Below are 17333 nucleotides of genomic sequence, written 5' to 3'. Positions count from 1 at the left end.
GAAGGTTGAAGGTTGCAGATTCTCTGGCGGAAGGAGGGGGCAATGATGATCTATCTGATGGTGTGCGCTCTCCAATCGATCTTTCCTGTCGAAGCTGTGGGGCCGAAGATCGAGGGGCGCGGCACTGCTATTGACGCTCGGTCCATTCAGATCGGTGATGCAGTTGTACAGTTGGACCGTATTGAACTGCCGTCAGCTGATGCGATGTGCCTTGCAAGTGGCCAGCAGACAAACTGTCGAGTGGCGGGACGCTTAGAGTTGGATGCTGCTTTAAGATATGGGCCTGTACAGTGCAGGTTCGTTGAAAATGCTGCCACACGTGCTCATTGCGTTGTTTGGGCAGATGATGACCACATCTATGCGCCTCTACACCTCGACGCTATGTTGATTAAACAAGGCTTGGTGAGAGCTGCACCGGATAGTGAATGGCTGGCAGCAGAAGATGATGCCAAGGTGAATAAGCGTGGTATGTGGGCATTTGAGGACTAGTTTTCGCTTGCCGACAACATCCCCTCCAACACCCCCAACTCATCCGCCTCACCCGCAGGCTTGTCCCACCGTATCCGGTTGATACGGGGGAAGCGCATGGCGATGCCGGACTTGTGGCGGGTGGAGCGTTGCAGGCCCTCGAAGGCGACTTCGACGACCAGTCCGAATTGCCGCGTGGCCTTGACCGCGCGGACGGGGCCGAAGCGGTCGGTGGTGTTGTCGCGCACGAATTTGTCGAGCTGTTTCAGTTCTTCATCCGTAAAGCCGAAATAGGCCTTGCCGACGGGGGTCAGGACGTATTGCCCCGCATCATCCGTGGTCCAGACACCGAAGGTGAAGTCGGAATAGAAGCTGGAGCGTTTGCCGTGCCCGCGCTGGGCGTACATCAGCACGGCATCGACCAGCATGGGGTCGCGCTTCCACTTGAACCACGGCCCCTTGGGGCGGCCCGCCTCATAGACGCTGTCGCGGCGTTTCAGCATGAAGCCCTCGGCCAGCCGCGCATCCCCCTCGGGCGGATTGGCACGAAGCTCGGCAAGCTGATCCCAGCTTTCGATATCGACCAGCGGCGAGATGTCTATACGCGGTGAGGCGATGGCGGCGACGAAGGCCTCCAGCCGTTCGCGCCGCTCGGAAAAAGGCAGTGCGCGGGTGTCCTCATCCCCGTCGGCCAGCAGGTCATAGGCCCGGATACCCGCAGGATAGGCCGCCATGCGTTTGGCATCGACGCTCTTGCGGTTCAGCCTCTGTTGCAGGTCCGAGAAACTGCCCATCACGCGATCGCGGATGACGATGAGTTCGCCGTCCAGAACGCCCTCGAAATCCATCGCCTCGATCACATCGGGAAAGGCGTGGCCGATATCCTCGCCCGTGCGGGAATAGAGGCGTTTGATGCCGCCCTCGCTCACCGCCTGAACGCGGATGCCGTCCCATTTCCATTCGGCCACGAAGTCGGCGGGGTTCAGGCGCGGCATCTCCGTCGCCTCGTCGATCGGATGGGCCAGCATGACGGGACGGAACCGACCATAGGCCTCAACTTGCGGACGCTCGCCCTTGCCATCCAGCCACGCCAGAAGATCGAGATAGGGCGGCTCCTGTCCGTGCCAGACCTCTTGAATGTCGGCCACGTCCACGCCGCCGTAATCCGCCGCCGCCTGCCACGCCAGCCGCGCCGAAACGCCCACGCGCAAACTGCCCGTCACCAGTTTCAGCAGCGCCCAGCGCCCTTCCGCATCCAGCGCGTCCAGCCAGTTTTCGAGCAGGCCCGGCACCTCGCCGCGCTTGGCCGTGTTCAGGGCCTCGATCACCTCGGAGACTTCCGGCTCGCGGTTGGCCCCATGCCGCGTGGGCCAGATCAGGGCCACCGTCTCGGCAAGGTCACCGACATAGTCGTAAGACAGGCGGAACAGCTCCGCATCAACGCGGCCCTCGACCACCTTGCGAATGGTGTTGGACTTGGCCTCCTTGAACGACAGGCCGCCCGTCAGGGCCGCCAGCGCCCAGCCGCGATCAGGGTCGGGCACCGTCCGCAGATGGTCCGCGATCAGCCGCAGCTTGGCATTGCGCGATGCTGTCAGCGACAGCCGGTCCAGCAGTTCGGCAAAGGCCCTCATTCGACGGCCTCTTCTACTGGCTCGTCGTCCTCGTCCTCATAGCCGACGAGGTGCAGCGCCCGCGCCGTCATGCCGTTGATCTCGGCCCAGCGCGACAGGGCATCGTCGCGCCCGTGGGTGATCCAGACTTCGGTGGGGGAAAGCTCGGTCAAGGTATCGGTCAGCTCGTCCCAGTCGGCGTGGTCGGACAGGATGATGGGCAGCTCCACGCCCCTCTGACGCGCCCGCGCCCGCACGCTCATCCAGCCCGAGGCAAAGGCCGCGACCGGATCGGGAAAGCGGCGGCTCCAGCGGTCGGCGATGGCCGAGGGCGGGGCGATGATGATCTTGCCCGCAAAGTCGGCCTTTACCCCCGCCACCGTCTGCCACGGGCCGAGATCAACGCCGAACGCTTCATACAGCCGGTTCAGCTTTTCCAATGCGCCATGCACATAGATCGTCTCGTCATAGCCCGCCTCGCGCAGCAGCTTCATCACCCGCTGCGCCTTGCCCAAGGCGTATGCCCCGACCAGATGCGCCCGCTCGGGGAACTGCTGCAACGAGTGGATCAGCTTGCCGATCTCGTGGCTGTCGGGCGGGTGGCGGAAGACAGGCAGGCCAAAGGTCGCCTCGGTGATGAAGACATCGCTCGGCACCGGCTCGAACCCCGCACAGGTCGGGTCGCGGCGGCGCTTATAATCGCCCGAAGCGGTGATGGTGATGCCGCCGTGCCGGATGGCCGCCTGCGCCGAGCCCAGAACATGCCCCGCCGGATGCAGCGACACCTCGACACCGCCCACCTTGACCCGCTCGCCGTACTCCAGGCTCTGGGTCGATCCGGCAAAGTCCGCGCCATAGCGCACCGCCATGATGGCCAGCGTCTCGGGCGTGGCCAGCACATGGCCGTGGCCCCAGCGCGCATGGTCGGCATGTCCGTGGGTGATGACGGCGCGATCCACGGGTCGCGGAGGGTCGATATAGAACTGCCCCTCCGGACACCACAGCCCCTGCGGGGTCGGATGCAGCACGGCGGCAAAGCGTCGGGCCTCGGCGGTGGTGTTCATGCAAAGCTAACGCGGCGCAGGCAGCGCGGTTGCGGACATGAAAAAGGGGCGACCGCGACGGGCCGCCCCTTTCACTTTTAGCATCCGGTCATGATGCCTCTTGGCACCGTGTTGCAGTGCTCGGTCCACCACACATCGGTCGAGCCGATGGAATGGGCGAAAACGGTCCAGCGCCCGTCCACCTTGCGCCAGATGGCTTCGGTGTGCAGGCCGTCGAACGGCCAGTCGGGGTCCTGTTGGTAGAGCGGCGTGCTGTGCGGATCGATCTTGCGACCGTCCCGCCACTGCGGCTCCAGTTCGGCAAAGGCCCATTGTCCGTCGGACTTTAGGGTTTTGACGACAAACACGGCATCGCCGCCCAGGTCGCCACGCACCTTGGTCCGCAGGGCATCCATCAAGGCCGTCCGCTCGGGCGAGCCCGCAGCGGGGGTGTGGATGGCCCCCGCCGCAGCCGTAGCAGGGGCGGCGGGCTTATCTGCCACCGCCTGCACGGTTTCCGTAGCGGGCGCGGCGACAGGTGTATCACCCGTTGCAGGTGCGGTAGCGGGCGGGGCGGACGGCGCGTCCTGCGACGGGCCGTTCCGGTCACAGCCTGCAAGGGCCAGCACCACGCAGGTTGTCAGCAGGACGCGTTTCATGGGCTTAGCTTTGCTTCTTGCCCTTGGTCGGGGCTTCGGCGGTGACCAGTGCCAGACATTCGCGGGTCTGGGCGACGTATTCCGGCGTGGTGTCCTCGACGCGCTGCGGCAGCGGCAGGCCCGAGTGCTGGTGGGTGTTGATGGTCGTGGAGTCGGCACCCAGTTCGCGGGCCTCGCGCACCAGGGTGAAGAAGTCCAGTTTGGGCGCGTCATTGACCTTGGCGGTCAGTTCCGGATCGAACGAGCCTTCGCGGGCACGTTTGGCGGTGGTGATGGCCTGATCGCATTTCAGCAGGCGCAGGGCATAGTCCTGCGGCGACAGCTCGGCCTTGATGCGGGCGGCGACCTGTTCTGCGGTCTCTTCGGCAGGCGCAGCGGCTTCGGCAGCAGGGGCTTCGGTGGTGTCGGCCGGCTTGCAGGCGGCCAGAGACAGGACGGTAGCGACGGCGACAAGACCAGTGGAGATTTTCAAGGGACAGCCCTCCCATAATGACAAAGGGCCTTCCATGGCCCGCGGTTATTTTCGGGAAAGGCGGCTCTGATCCTAGCGCCATAGTTATGGGGGGCGGTCAGTGGAAGTCGCGCGACGAGGGCAGGATGCGGGCATCGCGCGGATGGCCGTGGCGCGGCATTTTCTCGGGCAGGGGGCTGATGGTCACATCGGCGCGGGACAGCTGGACGCGCGTCTCGTAATCCTCTGACAGGCGCGACAGCTCGGCGCTGCGGTCGATGATGCGCTTGGCCATGACGTGGACCACGCCCTCGGCGCTCTTTTCCACTACGCCCTCGACCTCCATCAGGCGCGATCCCATGACCTCGCGCCGGTATTCCTCGAACAGCCGCGCCCACAGCACCACATTGGTCACGCCCGTCTCGTCCTCCAGCGTGACGAAGATGGCATTGCCCTTGCCCGGTCGCTGGCGCACCAGAACCACGCCCGCCACCCGTATCCGGCTGCCCCCGCGCAGGCTTTCCGCCGCCGCACAGGTCCGCACCCCCTCACGGGCAAAGACAGGGCGCAGGATGGACATGGGGTGGGCCTTCAATGACAGGCGGGTGGTCTGATAGTCGGTGGCCACATGCTCGCCCAGCGGCATGGCGGGCAGGTTGGCGTCGGCCTCATCGCCCAATTCGCGGGCATTGGCGGCGGCAAACAAAGGCAGGGCATCGTCATCGGGCAGGCGGCGCACCGCCCACAGCGCCTCGCGGCGATCCTGTCCCATGGAGCGGAAGGCATCGGCATCGGCCAGTTTTCGCATGGCCGCAGACGGCAGGCCCGCTCTTCGTGCCAGCTGTTCGATATCGCGCCAGCCCTGTGTGCGGGCCGCCACCAGCCTGTCGGCCCATTCCCTGTGGAAGCCGTCGATCTGGCGCAGGCCCAGACGGATGGCCAGATCGCCCTTGGGGCCTTCCAGCGTGTTGTCCCAATCACTGTGCGCCACATCGATGGGCAGGATACGCACCTTGCCGACCTCCATCGCCTCGCGGACGATCTGGGCGGGGGCATAAAACCCCATGGGCTGGCTGTTCAGAAGCGCGCAGGCAAAGGCGGCCGGATGGAAACATTTCAGCCATGACGAGACATAGACCAGCCGCGCGAAACTGGCCGCGTGGCTTTCCGGAAAGCCATAGGAGCCAAAGCCCTTGATCTGGTCAAAGCACCGCTGGGCAAAGGCCGGATCATAGCCGCGCTCGATCATCCGGCCCACGAACTTGCCCTCATAGGTGTGCAGGGTGCCGTCGCCCCTGAAGGTGCCCATGGCCTTGCGAAGGCCGTTGGCCTCGGCGTCGCTGAACTTTGCGGCGACCATGGCGATCTTCATCGCCTGTTCCTGAAACAGCGGCACACCAAGGGTGCGTCCCAGAACCTGTTGCAGTTCGTCGGGCGCGCCATGTTCGGGCGCGGGCGAGGCATAGAGGACCTCTTCTGTGCCGTTACGGCGCCGCAGATAGGGATGGACCATGTCGCCCTGAATGGGGCCGGGCCGGACAATGGCGACCTGAATGACCAGATCATAGAACTGGCGCGGTTTCAGGCGCGGCAACATGTTGATCTGGGCGCGGCTTTCCACCTGAAACACGCCGATGGAATGGCCGCGACGCAGCATCTCATAGACTTCGGGCCGTTCCGCCGGAACCGAGGCCAGATCGTGGGAAATGCCTTCGTGCCGCCGCACCAGATCCAGCGCCTTGCGGATACAGGTCAGCATCCCCAGCGCCAGAATATCGACCTTCATCAGGCCCAGATCGTCGATGTCGTCCTTGTCCCATTCGATGAAGGTGCGGTCGGCCATGGCGGCATTGCCGATGGGCACGGTTTCATCCAGCCGCCCGCGCGTCAGGATAAAGCCCCCCACATGCTGTGACAGGTGGCGCGGCATGCCCAGCAGGCGGCTGGCCATCTGGACCGCGCGCCTTATGGCCGGATTGGCGGGGTCCAGTCCGGCCTGAAGGACGTGTTTGTCGCCGATCTCATTGCCGAAACTGCCCCACTGGCTGGAGGCCAGTCGGGCAGTGATGTCCTCGGTCAGGCCCAGCACCTTCCCCACATCGCGGATCGCGCTCTTGGGCCGATAGCGGATGACGGTGGCGGCAATGCCCGCACGGTCGCGGCCATAGCGTTCATAGATGTACTGGATGATCTCCTCGCGCCGCTCGTGCTCGAAATCGACGTCGATATCGGGCGGCTCGTCACGGCTGGACGACAGGAAACGCTCGAACAACAGGTCGTGGCTGGCGGGATCGACACTGGTGATGCCCAGCACATAGCAGACCGCCGAATTGGCCGCCGAACCGCGTCCCTGACACAATATGCCCATGGCGTTGGCGGTGCTGACGATGTCGTGGATCGTCAGGAAATAGGGGGCCAGTTTACGCTCGCCGATAAAGGCCAGCTCGCGCTCCAATATGGCCTCGACCTTGGCGGGCGTCCCTTGCGGATAGCGGATTTGGCTGTGGCGGCGGACCAGTTCTTCCAGCCACGACTGCGGCTCCCAGCCGGACGGAACAGGCTCTTCGGGATACTCATAGACCAGATCGCCCAGATCGAAGTTTGCGCGCGCCATCAGTGCGCCGATCTGGGCAATGGCGTCAGGGGCATCGCGGAACAGCCGCTCCATCTCGGGGGCGGGTTTCAGCCAGCGCTCGGCATTGGCCATCAGGCGGCGGCCTGCCTCGGTGATGGTCACCCCCTCGCGGATACAGGTCATGACATCCTGAAGATCACGCTCGGACGGGGTGTGATAAAGCACGTCATTGTGCGCCAGAAGCGGGATGTTCTGACGCGCCGCCATGGCCGAAAGACGGGCCAGACGCCGACGGTCATCGCCGCGACGGGGCATGGATACGCCCAGCCACAGCCTTCCCCCCGCCACGCGGTTCAGCCGCTCCAGCACAGGCTCCAGCGCGCCCAAACTGTCCGGCGCGGTCACCACCAGCAACAGATCCTGACAGGCGTGCAAAAGATCGGGCAGGGCCAGTTCGTACTCGCCCTTTCGCGCGCGGCGGTTGCCCAGTGTCAGCAGCCGCGTCAGCCGCCCCCATCCCGCGCGGTTGGTGGGATAGGCGATGATGTCGGGCGTGCCGTCATTGAAGGCCAGTCGTGCCCCCGTCAGCAGTTTGAACCCCTGGGCCCGCGCCTTCACCGCCTCGGACAGGGCCGGATCATCCAGCGGGTTTTCAATGAACTGTACCTCTCCCGGAGAGCCGCCATCGCGGACTTGCTCGGGTGGTGTCAGTCCTTCCCGCCGCAGGGCCTTCAGCGCACTCCACGCCCGCACCACACCCGAGACCGTGTTGCGGTCCGCCAGCCCCATGCCACAGTGACCCGACAACAGGGCCGTCAGCAGCAAATCCTTGGGATGGCTGGCCCCGCGCAGGAAAGAGAAATTGCTGTGGGTGGCCAGCTCGGCATAGCGGCCAACGGGGGGCAGGGCGCTCATGCGAACAGTCCATGGATGTACCAGCGCGGCTCGGGCGTTTCGCCGTAAAGCCCCTGACGGAAGATCCAGAAGCGGCGGCCGTTCTGGTCCTCGATACGGTAATAGTCGCGGGTGCGCTGATCGGGCGCGCGCCACCATTCGCCGCCGATACGCTCTGGCCCCTCGGCGCGCTTGACCTCGTGCAGGACGCGCCGCCAGCGAAACCGCAGCGGATAGCCATCGGGCACCTCGGCCAGTGTTTCCACGGGCTGGGGCGGATCGAACATCTGCAACGGGCGCAGGGGCGGGCTGTCGGGATCAAGCGCGGGCCAGTCGTTCTGTCCCTCGCGCGGGGGCAGGATGGCGGGGCGCATACGCGCGCTGCGTTCGGGCATGTGCGAGCCACAGGCTTCGAAGCGCAGGACCGCGTCCGGACCCAGCCGCGCCGTCAGCCGGTCGATCAACTGGTCCAGTGCCTCGTCCAGGTCGTCGGGACCGGACAGGCGGGTCTGTCGGTCGGCCAGTTCCTCGGTCCACGGCACGGCCAGACGCACCTGATCAAAGCCGAAACCGGGATCGAGCGGATGGGACAGGGCCGCCATCTTTTCCCTGAACAGGCGCAGGATGCTGTCGCGGTCGCGGCTGGGGTGTCCGGTCTGGACGCCGATGTGCCGCACATGGCCGTCCACGCGATAGAAGCTGGCCACAAACTGTCGCCCGCCCTCGCGTGACAGGGTCAGGTGCGCCGCCGTCTGGTCCACCAACTCGGCCAGTACCGCCTCTATGTCCTCGGGATTGGCGATGAGCTCGAAGAAGATGCGGTCGAAATAGACCGGCGCAGGCGCGCGGTGGGGCGTGATGCGGATGTCCTCGTCACCCAACAGCCGCGCCAGACGGGCGGGGAAGTCCTTGCCAAAGCGGGCGGCCAAGGGCGCGCGCGGACGGTCATCCAGATCGGCCAGCCGTTTCAGGCCTGCACGGCGCAGGGCTTCCTCCTCTCTGGCGGGCAGTTCCAGCGCAGCCACCGGAAGCAGTCGCAAAGCCGCCCTCTGGGTCTGTTCGGTAAACAGGCCGCCAGAGCCGAAACGCGACAAGGCGCGGGCCGCCTGTGCCGTGCTGGCCAAGGCCCAGCGCAAGCGAAGCCCGCCACGATGGGCGCGCTGTACGACCGCCTTTGACAGGCCCTCCTCGCCGCCAAACAGATGGGCGCAGCCGGTGATGTCCAGCATCAGTCCATGCGGCGCATCCAGCGCGATCATGGGGGTGAAGCGCGTGAAATCCTCCAGCACAGCGTCCAGCCATTCGGCATCCAGATGCGGCTGGCTCGGCACCGAGCGCAGGGAAGGGCAGCGGGCCTGTGCATCGGCCAGCGTCATCCCCGGTGCCAATCCCAGTGCGGCTGCGGCTGGATCAACAGCGGCCAGCCGCAAAGCCCCGCCGGCCTTCTCCACAAAGACGGTGGGTTCAGGCGGCGGTGCGCCCGCGTCCTTGCGTGTTTCCTTCTCGCAAGGGTTTGACGATGCCGCGTGCTGGCGTCGCAGCCGGTCGCTGGGCAGCCACGGGAACCAGAGCGCCAGATACCGGCGCGGGCGGGCGATAGAGGCGCTGCTCACGATCCCACTCCATGGTCCATTGTCCGGTCACCCCACTGCCGCGATGCCGCAGCAGGGTTGCCGTAAAAGAAGGCCGCCCCGGTGCGCCTCCTTCCAGTGGAACCGACGGACAGGCCGCGACGGACCATCGGGTCTGGGCGGCGCTGGGCGAGGGCAGCGCCGAGGTGCGGGTCAGGAAAACCGTGCGACCACCTTGGTTCGCCGCCATCAACAGACGGCGGCTGGCCGTCAGGGTAAAGGCGCGGGCCTCCCCCCATGCGCTCAGCAAGACCGCACCGATCGCGGGGCTGCGCAAAGCCTCCTCCCCGACCGCCAGCATGGCTTGGGCATCGCGCACGCGCACAAAAATCAGATCGCGTGGCGCAAGGCCCATCTCGAACAGACCCGCGCCATGCGGCTGTCCGGCCTCAAAGCGAACCATGTCCTGAAGACACCACAGGACCGGACGCCCCTTGGCCGCCGTTATCGCCAGCCCCAAGCCAAATCCGCACACCGCCGCACCGTCCTCTGCGGTCTCGGCATAGAGGTCGTGCAGGGTCCCCACCTCCATCCTTGGCCAAGGATAGGGATGTTCGGATTCCTTCTGAACCCGTCCGGCCTCCCTCTCAGGCGCAGCCCTCTCCAACGCCGCAAGCCGAAGCCGCAGCGCCGCAAGGGTGCCGGATTGTGATTGCATGTTCCGCATTTGTTCTCATATACGCACCCGTCAGGCGAAAGAGTCAAGGAAGGGAAATCATAGCCAAGTTATAGGCTTATACATTTGTAATATATGTCTTTTTTTGAAGATGACGCGATTGCCTACTGTCTGGCCACCCTGCCAAACGCCCCGAGGTCAACGAATGGGCAACGCGTCGGCTAGGGCTTTGCTGTGGCCTATGCCGGACCAAGCGCCGTGTGAGCCGACCACGTAGAAGTTCTGCTTGGCTCGCGACACGGCGACATTGAGGATGTTGGGTGTGCTGGAAGCCCAGACGCGCGCGCCGTTCTGCGAGGACTTCGGAGCGCCGAGCACCATGATCACGGCTTCGGCTTCGCGGCCCTGAACGGTGTGAATGGTCCCGACGCGGTCCTCAAGCCAGCTCTTGGGCTGCTCTCCCAGTCGCGCGAACAGGTCGCTCTCCTTTTGCAGGCGCGCGCGCAGCTGCTGGGCGACAATGCGGAAAGGCGTAATGATAAAGATATCGGGATTGCGGATGCCTGCGGCTGCGATCCGGTGCAGAAGGCCGATGACATACTCGCCCTCAGCCGGGCACCATTTCGTATCCGCGTCGCCATCCACATCGAACCAAGCCGACGGCCCTAACGCTGCGCTGACAAGACCTTGTTTGCCGCTCGCCGCATGAACCATTTGACCGTCGTAGGCGATGCGGTTGGAGATCCCGAACATCGGCTCCTGACAACGACGATGTACCAATAGCGGTATTCCGACGCGGCGCGGGCCGGTGTCTGTGCGGAAGGCGGCCTGATACGGCGACACTCGGTCGGCCAATGTCTGGGCGGAGGCTTCGGGTGCTGTCCAGAGCCGGCTATCAATTTTAAAGTAGTCGGCAATCTGGTCGTTCAGCCGTTCGGGCAGGCTGACGACAGGGGGAATCTGCAACGGGTCGCCGACGATCAGAGCGCGTTTGGCCCTCAGTAGCCCACCGACCGCAGCCTGCGGCAGGGCCTGTCCAGCCTCATCGACCAGTAGCCATCCAAGGCTCTCGGCCGGCAGGGCTCCGAACATTCTCTCCATCGAGGCAAACGTGGTCGAAACAACAGGCACGACCATAAAAAGGGTCGCCCATAGGTCTGGCAGCAGGGCCCGCTTCTCGGGATCCTCTGGCGCAGCCTTGCCGAAGAGGTTCATCAGCACGGAAAGATTATGAAGGACCTTCTGCGCCGCCGCGTCGATGAAGGCCTTGTGGGTTTCCATCGCCGCGATGAACAGGTCCTCGCGTTTGCGTTGCAAAGCGGCGGGCAACCAAGGCGATTGCAGGTTTATCGCCTCATGGCTTCGCTCGAAGAAATGCCCGTCGACCAAGTGATGACCCAACTGGGCGCGGTACGGATCAAGCGCCTTGTCGAGTTCTGCGACCTGGTTGTTCAAAATAAGAACGTCGCGGTCTAGGCGCGTGAGTTCCAGACGCAGCTGGTCAATGGTGCGCGTATTGGCATGTTCGGCCTGTCTAGCCTGATGGAGCGCCGCATCAGTCTGCGCCTTGGCATCTAGCTTTGCTTTATTCTGGGTTCGCCAGCTCTTTCGAGCCTCGGCGTTGAACAGCCAGCGCCACAGGTTCGGTCGGGCTTTGCGATGCTGACGTAGATCCTGTTCCGCCCGTTCGCTGGCCATCTGGGCCAAACCTGTGTTCGCTTCAAGGATGTGCTGCTGACTTTGAGCGCGAGCAAGGTCTCGCGCTGATACGTCACGGTCTTGCAGCCGCTGCGCCACCGCATCCTTGGCTTTTGCAAGTTCAAGACACTTCTGCCTGACGCCTTCTAAGGCGGACAGGTCGTCCAGTATCTCTCTATGCAGGCGGACAAGCTTTCCTCGGGCCGCCGACCATTGTTGGGCGGCTTGCTTGGGCACCGGTGGAGACTCTTTTGCGATCACCGAAGGCGTGGTCCGTTTGATGACCTTTTTTGTATCTGGATCGACAACTTCTTTGGTGACGTCATCACCTTTGGCTGCCTTCAGATAGGTTCTGAAGCCGTTGTCGTCGTCCCACCAGAAGGCTTCCGAGAAGAGCCCACGGTTCTTTGCGTTGCCCAGAACCGCCGCGATCATCCCCCAGGTTTGCAGAGGCGCGAGGTTCTCCTTGGCCTGATTATCGTCCTGCGACTTTTGGGAGGCCTGTGAGATATTGTCGCTGATCGAGCGGAAGTAGCAAAGGCTGTCAGCCCGCCCGACGGCATGGACGTCCGGTAGCTCGCGGCTGATGTTCTCGACGGCCTTGTTGTTGCTACTGGCCACCACGATTTCGTGCCCACGCAAGGTGGGATCGAGTTTGTACATCGTGAAGAAGGCTTGACCGCCTACGCTCCACTTTTGGCCGGAAGGCTTAAAGGCGTCTGCTGGCGTATCGAACTCGGCCATGGCGAGGGCTCGGTCCAGAACAGTCGCGGCCACGATGTCGCGCAACAAGGTGGTCTTGCCGGTACCTGGCGGACCGTTCACGGCGATGACACCGCCATCCTTGAGCAATTCGTCGCGGGCCAGATTGACTGCGGTCTGTTGCAACAAAACGAGGGGGTGCCCACCGGGACTGGGCCAACGCGAGGCGGGAATGCGAACCGGGGCAACCGCTCGCTCGACGGCGCTCTTGTTGTGAAGCAGATCAAAGGACTGCGCGGGCGGCTCCAGTCCAAGATATTGCCGCATCGTTTTTGGCAGGGACTGCGTGCTGTCGAGCGTACGAGCCTGCGCCAGATCATGCATGAAGAAGGAGTTCAGCAGGGCTGGCTCGGGCGGATTCTTGGCCTTGAAATTATGGAAGACCCGCAGTGCGAAATGCGGGGCATCTGCCAGATGGGCCGGAAGGCTAAAGCGCCCAACAAGATATTCAAACGCCTCCGTCAGATCTGTCTGAGTGACGGGGAGGGCGTTGTCGTCATCATCCTTGCGGCCCAAAATATTGCGGAGCTTTTCGACGACTTCGCGCTCAACAGTCGGCCATGCGGACAGAGCCTCCAGTTTAAGCTGCAAGGCGAGCGGTAAGGCCCAGCCGAAGCTGGATACGGCAATTGCCTCGTTTTCCAGTAGGCACCCGTTACGATCTATCATGACGGCCGCGAGTGCGGCCTTCTCACGCGATCGGCTCGGTTGCTCCTCCGTGGTCCCGAAGGCCGTTATCAGGTCATCTGTTGCCCGTTCCATCGGCACAGAGCCCAATATGATCTGATAGTAGAGCTGGTGGCCGGGGCGGGATTTTTCTGCACGCTCCCAAGGCAGTGGGCCGTCACCCAGTTCCGCTACATTGCCATATTGCCCCACCGCTAAATCCCGTGGGGCGCGGTAGGTCTGCGGCGACAGGGCTTCCAGCGCAATCCATGCCCCCAATATGCCCTGCGGCGTGTTGGGTTCGGTCGGGCGAACAGGATTGGTCACTGGCTCGGGCGGCTCGGCAACCTGTTGCTTCGGCGCGCTTTGGACGGTTTTTGCCGGCGTTTGGTTGGGCTGCGACGCGGGTGCTGATCGGGCAGCTGTTGCCGCCCGTCGCGCCGCCGTCTTTACGGGCGGCTTCGTTCGCGTCGAAGTCGAAGCCGCCGATGCGCGGAGCTGGGACTGAACGCGCTGACGTAGCTTAAGGGCGCGCTGGGTTTTGCGGTGCGCCAGCTCGACTTCAAGTTTCTGGAGTACCCCAGTGTTGTCCCGATTGCCCTCGAAGAGTTTCTCAAGTTCGACAATACCGAGATTGATGTAGGGACGGTTGGAAGACGACAAGACCCAACTCGCAGAAATCTATCCCGTGGATCGTGAAGTACACTTCCTATCGTCGTTCGTCTTAGCGAGCGGTTATTGCCTTGATCAAGCGAGGGATCAGGAAACGGCGGGCATATTGTTTAAAATTAATCCCTTTCCAGGCACGACGGCGTTTGGGCATGAAGGCCGGCAATGCCCAACGCTATGACGATTTCTCCTAGTCGCCGTCACTTGCCTCGCAATCGAGAGGGACAACGCGATGCCTCGAATGCCATCCGCCTTCGCGCCCGACCATGCAGGTCATCAAGCCAACATTCTACGTATCGAGTGCAGCAGACATTATGCCCGCAGAGCCTGTAAGTTATTGGCTAAGCCGTAAACCTTTAGAGATCGAGAGCTTGGAGCAGTGTGGCGGACAGAGAGGGATTCGAACCCTCGATAGAGTTGCCCCTATACACGCGTTCCAGGCGTGCGCCTTCAACCACTCGGCCACCTGTCCTAATCCACTGTGTGTCCGGATGCGTCCGGAGAGGATTCGCCGGGAGCGGTCCGGCGAGAGGGCGCTGATTAAATCAAACGTGACGGATGGGCAAGCGCCGTTGAAGCCCCCATATGATATTCTCACAAAGAATCTGGAGTTCCGCCATGTTGTTGAAAAAAGCCGATACCTTGCCGACGGCGAACGAAGCCCTGCCGGGCCGTGAACAGCCTCTGGCGACGGACGAGACGCATTTCGTTCTGGGAACCCCGCTGAAGGGGCCTTGGCCGCAAGGTCTGGAGGTCGCGGTGTTCGGTATGGGCTGTTTCTGGGGTGTGGAGCGCGTCTTCTGGCAACAGGAAGGCGTCTATTCCTCTGCGGCGGGTTATGCGGGCGGTTTGACGCCGAACCCGACCTATGAAGAGGTCTGCTCGGGCCGTACCGGCCACACCGAGGTGGTTCAGGTCGTGTTTGATCCGAACAAGCTGTCGTACGAAGACCTGTTGAAGGTGTTCTGGGAAAACCATGACCCGACGCAGGGCATGCGTCAGGGCAATGACATCGGCACCCAGTACCGCTCGGCCATCTATTATAATGATGAGGCGCAACGCGATGCGGCGCTGGTGTCCAAGGCGGCCTATCAGCAGGCCCTGAGCGCAGCGGGTCGTGGTGAGATCACCACCGAAATCCTGCCTGCGGGCGAGTTCTATTACGCCGAGGGCTATCATCAGGGCTATCTGGCCAAGAACCCTGAAGGCTATTGCGGCATTGGCGGTACGGGCGTGGTTTGCCCGATCGGCCTTGGCGTGAACGCCTGATTTTCAGGGGGGGCGGCGATGAAGGTCAGCGCGGTCGAAGCCTTTTGTCTGTCGCGCACGGCGGCCACGGTCGAGCGCCCCTTTGGGCCTAACCTCCAGACCTTCAAGGTTGGTGGAAAGATCTTCGCCATGCTGGGTGATGACGGCGGCCTGTGTTTCAAGGCGTCCGAGATTGCCTATGAGCTGTTGCGCGAGCAGGGCAGGGCCCAGCGGGCACCCTATCTGCCGCGCGGGGGCTGGCTGAAGATCGCCTCGCCCGAGGATTGGGAAGAGGAGGAGTTGAGCGACTTGCTGCAAAACTCCCACCACCTTGTGGCCAAGGGCCTGACCCGAAAACAGCGGCAGGAACTGGGGCTTTAAACGTCAAAAGGGCGGTCCATTGGGCCGCCCTTTTTCCTTATCGTTTACAGCCCGCGAGGAAGCGGGTGGTGTGGTCCCGCAACTCGCTGTCGCCGCGCAGGCCGACCCAGCGGTTCCCGTCCAGCATGGCCAGCCAGCCATGGGCGACAAGGTCCTGAAGCACTGGATCATCCGGCGTGGTCTTGGCGCTCAGGATATAGCCGTCGAACACGCCCGCCTCTTCGGCCTTGGCGGCATAAGCGCGGGACTGGGTTGCGCTGGCCAGATGGATGATGGCGGGGGCGGCTGTGGCCGAGGCCATGCTCACCTCGATCTGGCCCGAGCGGCTGCGGCACGCCATGGACAGCGGCACATCGTCCGAATTGGCCACGCCGTACAGCAGTTGAAGCTGATCGCCTTCCTGCCCGAAGAACCAACTGTAATCGCCGTTCAAGGGCGCAGGTTCAGCCGAAGGCGGCGCCACGTCCGGTGCAACCAGCGGCGTGCCACCCGTGGCGCAGGCCGCCAGCAGGGCCGATGTGGCGACAAGCGCCGAAACTGTACGCAGGGGGCTGAGGATGTTGGGGGCCATCGTCATCTCTCCGTAAGGGGGAAGGCCGCGACCTAGCGGCTGCACGCTTCGCCAAATTGGCGCAGCTTGTTCAGGTGCGGGGCCTCGACCGTAAGCGTGGCCGAGCCAGTAGGCTGGGTGATTTCCAGCTGGCCGCTAGCCATAAAGGCCTGAAATACCGGATGGTCCGAAGACACAGTGGCGGAAGTGTGATCGCGCCGCTTGGTCACGATCGTATTGGCGCTCTGGCGCAGGGCGCGCACCGATCCCGGACCGCTGCTGAGATTGGGGGCCTTATAGAGCTTAAGCTCGACCTGACCGGAGCCCGCATCGCATTCCAGCGTGGCATCGAGGCGGGGGGTGTCGGGGATCTCGCGGGCCAGAACCATCGGGCCGCTGTCCCGATATAGCGTCCACGTCCATTGCGTGGATTGGGCGTGGGAAAGGGTGGGGGATGCAGCCAGCCAAACCATGCCGACAAGGGCGGCGTGGCGGGGCATCCCGCGAAATAATCGGCTCAGGTCTCGCATGGCGGGTCCTTCGTCTGCTTGGTAGGCGAATCTGACCGCCGTGGCGCACGGGCGCAACCCCAAACCCGTTCCTGCGATATCCCGACACGCTTTGCGCGAATGGGATATCGCTCGGATTTGGGGCGTAAAGCCGTTGAAATCAGCCGCTTAGAAGGGGCTGAAACGCTCCACCAGCGACTGGGCCGCCGGCGTCGATTGCATGCGGCTGATATCGCCGCGACCGCCATAGGAGATGCGCGCCTCGGCGATCTGGGTGTGGTTGATGGTGTTGGCGCTGGAAATATCTTCCGGACGGACGATACCGGCCACGGTCAGTTCGCGGACCTCGCGGTTGGTGCGCACTTCCTGCCGACCTTGGATAACCAGATTGCCGTTGGGCATGACGGCGGTGATGATGGCCGCAACCGTCAGGTTCACACGCTCCGAGCGGTTGACGCTGCCCGAGCCGTTGGCGTTCACCGAGCCTTCGGTATTGACCATATTGGCCGGATCGAAGCCGCCGGGGAACAGCTTGCCGATGCTGGATTCCAGCCCGAAGAAGTTGTTCACGCCGCCTTGGGCGCTGTTGGTGCGCTGGCGGTTGGTGCTGTTCTGGGTCTGGGCGCGGTCGTTGATGTCGATGTTGACCGTCAGGATGTCGCCGACGCGGCGGGCGCGCTGGTCGCCAAAGAAGCTGCGGGCACCGGTGCGCCACAGGCTGTTGGCGCTGGCGGGCGTCGGTTCCGGCAGATAGGCCTGTTCAACCGGATGCAGCTGGGCCGGATACATGACCGGAGCCAGCTCCGGCCCCTTCAGGGCCTCGGTAGCGGTCGTGCAGGCGGCGAGGGGAATGCAGGCGGCGGCGATGATCAGAAGCTTGCGCATGGGACGGTCTTTCTG

The 17333-nt window shown here is 63.6% G+C and carries 14 protein-coding genes and 1 tRNA gene; 3 read left to right on the top strand and 12 right to left on the bottom strand.

Annotated features, from left to right (window positions below; translation table 11 throughout):
* The first annotated feature begins 42 nt into the window (after nt 1–42).
* Nucleotides 43–489, top strand: coding sequence for a hypothetical protein (locus Q0Y42_RS04580; RefSeq protein ID WP_297800663.1), 447 nt, complete (start codon nt 43–45; stop codon nt 487–489).
* Here Q0Y42_RS04580 and Q0Y42_RS04575 read toward each other — a convergent pair.
* From Q0Y42_RS04575 to Q0Y42_RS04535, 9 genes are all read right to left on the bottom strand, one after another.
* Nucleotides 486–2102 (bottom strand): cisplatin damage response ATP-dependent DNA ligase, encoded by a 1617-nt coding sequence (locus Q0Y42_RS04575; RefSeq protein WP_297800661.1) that lies wholly within the window; start codon nt 2100–2102, stop codon nt 486–488. The two genes, Q0Y42_RS04580 and Q0Y42_RS04575, sit on opposite strands and share 4 nt — an antisense overlap.
* Nucleotides 2099–3145 (bottom strand): ligase-associated DNA damage response exonuclease, encoded by a 1047-nt coding sequence (locus Q0Y42_RS04570; protein ID WP_297800657.1) that lies wholly within the window; start codon nt 3143–3145, stop codon nt 2099–2101. Before Q0Y42_RS04570 ends, Q0Y42_RS04575 begins: the two co-directional genes overlap by 4 nt.
* Nucleotides 3146–3222: 77 nt before the next feature.
* A complete protein-coding gene (locus Q0Y42_RS04565) occupies nt 3223–3783 on the bottom strand; it encodes a hypothetical protein (protein WP_297800655.1) in 561 nt (186 codons plus the stop codon).
* A gap of 4 nt (nt 3784–3787) precedes the next feature.
* A complete protein-coding gene (locus tag Q0Y42_RS04560) occupies nt 3788–4255 on the bottom strand; it encodes a hypothetical protein (RefSeq protein WP_297800653.1) in 468 nt (155 codons plus the stop codon).
* A 97-nt stretch (nt 4256–4352) separates the two neighbouring features.
* Entirely contained in the window at nt 4353–7724 is a 3372-nt protein-coding gene (locus Q0Y42_RS04555; protein WP_297800651.1) for an error-prone DNA polymerase, read from the bottom strand.
* Nucleotides 7721–9154 (bottom strand): DNA polymerase Y family protein, encoded by a 1434-nt coding sequence (locus Q0Y42_RS04550; protein ID WP_366108036.1) that lies wholly within the window; start codon nt 9152–9154, stop codon nt 7721–7723. The genes Q0Y42_RS04555 and Q0Y42_RS04550 overlap by 4 nt, the downstream gene beginning before the upstream one ends.
* Nucleotides 9155–9167: 13 nt before the next feature.
* Nucleotides 9168–9866: a hypothetical protein gene (locus Q0Y42_RS04545; RefSeq protein ID WP_297800685.1), complete on the bottom strand. Its 699-nt coding sequence runs from the start codon at nt 9864–9866 to the stop codon at nt 9168–9170.
* Nucleotides 9867–10148: 282 nt separating this feature from the next.
* A complete protein-coding gene (locus tag Q0Y42_RS04540; RefSeq protein WP_297800649.1) occupies nt 10149–13739 on the bottom strand; it encodes an AAA domain-containing protein in 3591 nt (1196 codons plus the stop codon).
* A 388-nt stretch (nt 13740–14127) separates the two neighbouring features.
* Nucleotides 14128–14217: transfer RNA gene (locus Q0Y42_RS04535), tRNA-Ser, on the bottom strand.
* Between the two features lie 146 nt (nt 14218–14363).
* On the opposite strand from Q0Y42_RS04535, the gene msrA reads away from it, so the two are divergent.
* Nucleotides 14364–15014 carry a peptide-methionine (S)-S-oxide reductase MsrA gene (gene msrA / locus Q0Y42_RS04530; RefSeq protein WP_297800647.1) on the top strand — a complete coding sequence of 217 codons (651 nt, stop codon included), beginning with the start codon at nt 14364–14366 and terminating at the stop codon, nt 15012–15014.
* An 18-nt stretch (nt 15015–15032) separates the two neighbouring features.
* A complete protein-coding gene (locus Q0Y42_RS04525; RefSeq protein ID WP_297800645.1) occupies nt 15033–15374 on the top strand; it encodes an MmcQ/YjbR family DNA-binding protein in 342 nt (113 codons plus the stop codon).
* A gap of 37 nt (nt 15375–15411) precedes the next feature.
* Here the strand turns inward: Q0Y42_RS04525 and Q0Y42_RS04520 are convergent, their stop codons facing one another.
* From Q0Y42_RS04520 to flgH, 3 genes are all read right to left on the bottom strand, one after another.
* Nucleotides 15412–15945 (bottom strand): hypothetical protein, encoded by a 534-nt coding sequence (locus Q0Y42_RS04520; protein ID WP_297800643.1) that lies wholly within the window; start codon nt 15943–15945, stop codon nt 15412–15414.
* Nucleotides 15946–15977: 32 nt separating this feature from the next.
* Complete coding sequence (locus Q0Y42_RS04515; RefSeq protein ID WP_297800641.1) at nt 15978–16424, bottom strand: hypothetical protein; 447 nt, start codon at nt 16422–16424, stop codon at nt 15978–15980.
* Nucleotides 16425–16601: 177 nt separating this feature from the next.
* On the bottom strand, nt 16602–17318 hold the full coding sequence (flgH, locus tag Q0Y42_RS04510) for a flagellar basal body L-ring protein FlgH (protein ID WP_297800639.1): 717 nt from the start codon (nt 17316–17318) through the stop codon (nt 16602–16604).
* Nucleotides 17319–17333 lie beyond the last annotated feature (15 nt).

Source organism: uncultured Brevundimonas sp., assembly GCF_947305955.1.
Taxonomy (GTDB): domain Bacteria; phylum Pseudomonadota; class Alphaproteobacteria; order Caulobacterales; family Caulobacteraceae; genus Brevundimonas.
This window is presented reverse-complemented; position numbering and strand designations above follow the sequence as displayed.

Excerpts from the sequence above, each read along its gene's own strand:
- Q0Y42_RS04580 (WP_297800663.1), top strand. The coding sequence starts at position 43 with ATGATGATCTATCTGATGGTGTGCGCTCTCCAATCGATCTTTCCTGTC.
- Q0Y42_RS04575 (WP_297800661.1), bottom strand. The coding sequence starts at position 2,102 with ATGAGGGCCTTTGCCGAACTGCTGGACCGGCTGTCGCTGACAGCATCG.
- Q0Y42_RS04570 (WP_297800657.1), bottom strand. The coding sequence starts at position 3,145 with ATGAACACCACCGCCGAGGCCCGACGCTTTGCCGCCGTGCTGCATCCG.
- Q0Y42_RS04565 (WP_297800655.1), bottom strand. The coding sequence starts at position 3,783 with ATGAAACGCGTCCTGCTGACAACCTGCGTGGTGCTGGCCCTTGCAGGC.
- Q0Y42_RS04555 (WP_297800651.1), bottom strand. The coding sequence starts at position 7,724 with ATGAGCGCCCTGCCCCCCGTTGGCCGCTATGCCGAGCTGGCCACCCAC.
- Q0Y42_RS04545 (WP_297800685.1), bottom strand. The coding sequence starts at position 9,866 with ATGGAGGTGGGGACCCTGCACGACCTCTATGCCGAGACCGCAGAGGAC.
- msrA (WP_297800647.1), top strand. The coding sequence starts at position 14,364 with ATGTTGTTGAAAAAAGCCGATACCTTGCCGACGGCGAACGAAGCCCTG.
- Q0Y42_RS04525 (WP_297800645.1), top strand. The coding sequence starts at position 15,033 with ATGAAGGTCAGCGCGGTCGAAGCCTTTTGTCTGTCGCGCACGGCGGCC.
- Q0Y42_RS04520 (WP_297800643.1), bottom strand. The coding sequence starts at position 15,945 with ATGGCCCCCAACATCCTCAGCCCCCTGCGTACAGTTTCGGCGCTTGTC.
- Q0Y42_RS04515 (WP_297800641.1), bottom strand. The coding sequence starts at position 16,424 with ATGCCCCGCCACGCCGCCCTTGTCGGCATGGTTTGGCTGGCTGCATCC.
- flgH (WP_297800639.1), bottom strand. The coding sequence starts at position 17,318 with ATGCGCAAGCTTCTGATCATCGCCGCCGCCTGCATTCCCCTCGCCGCC.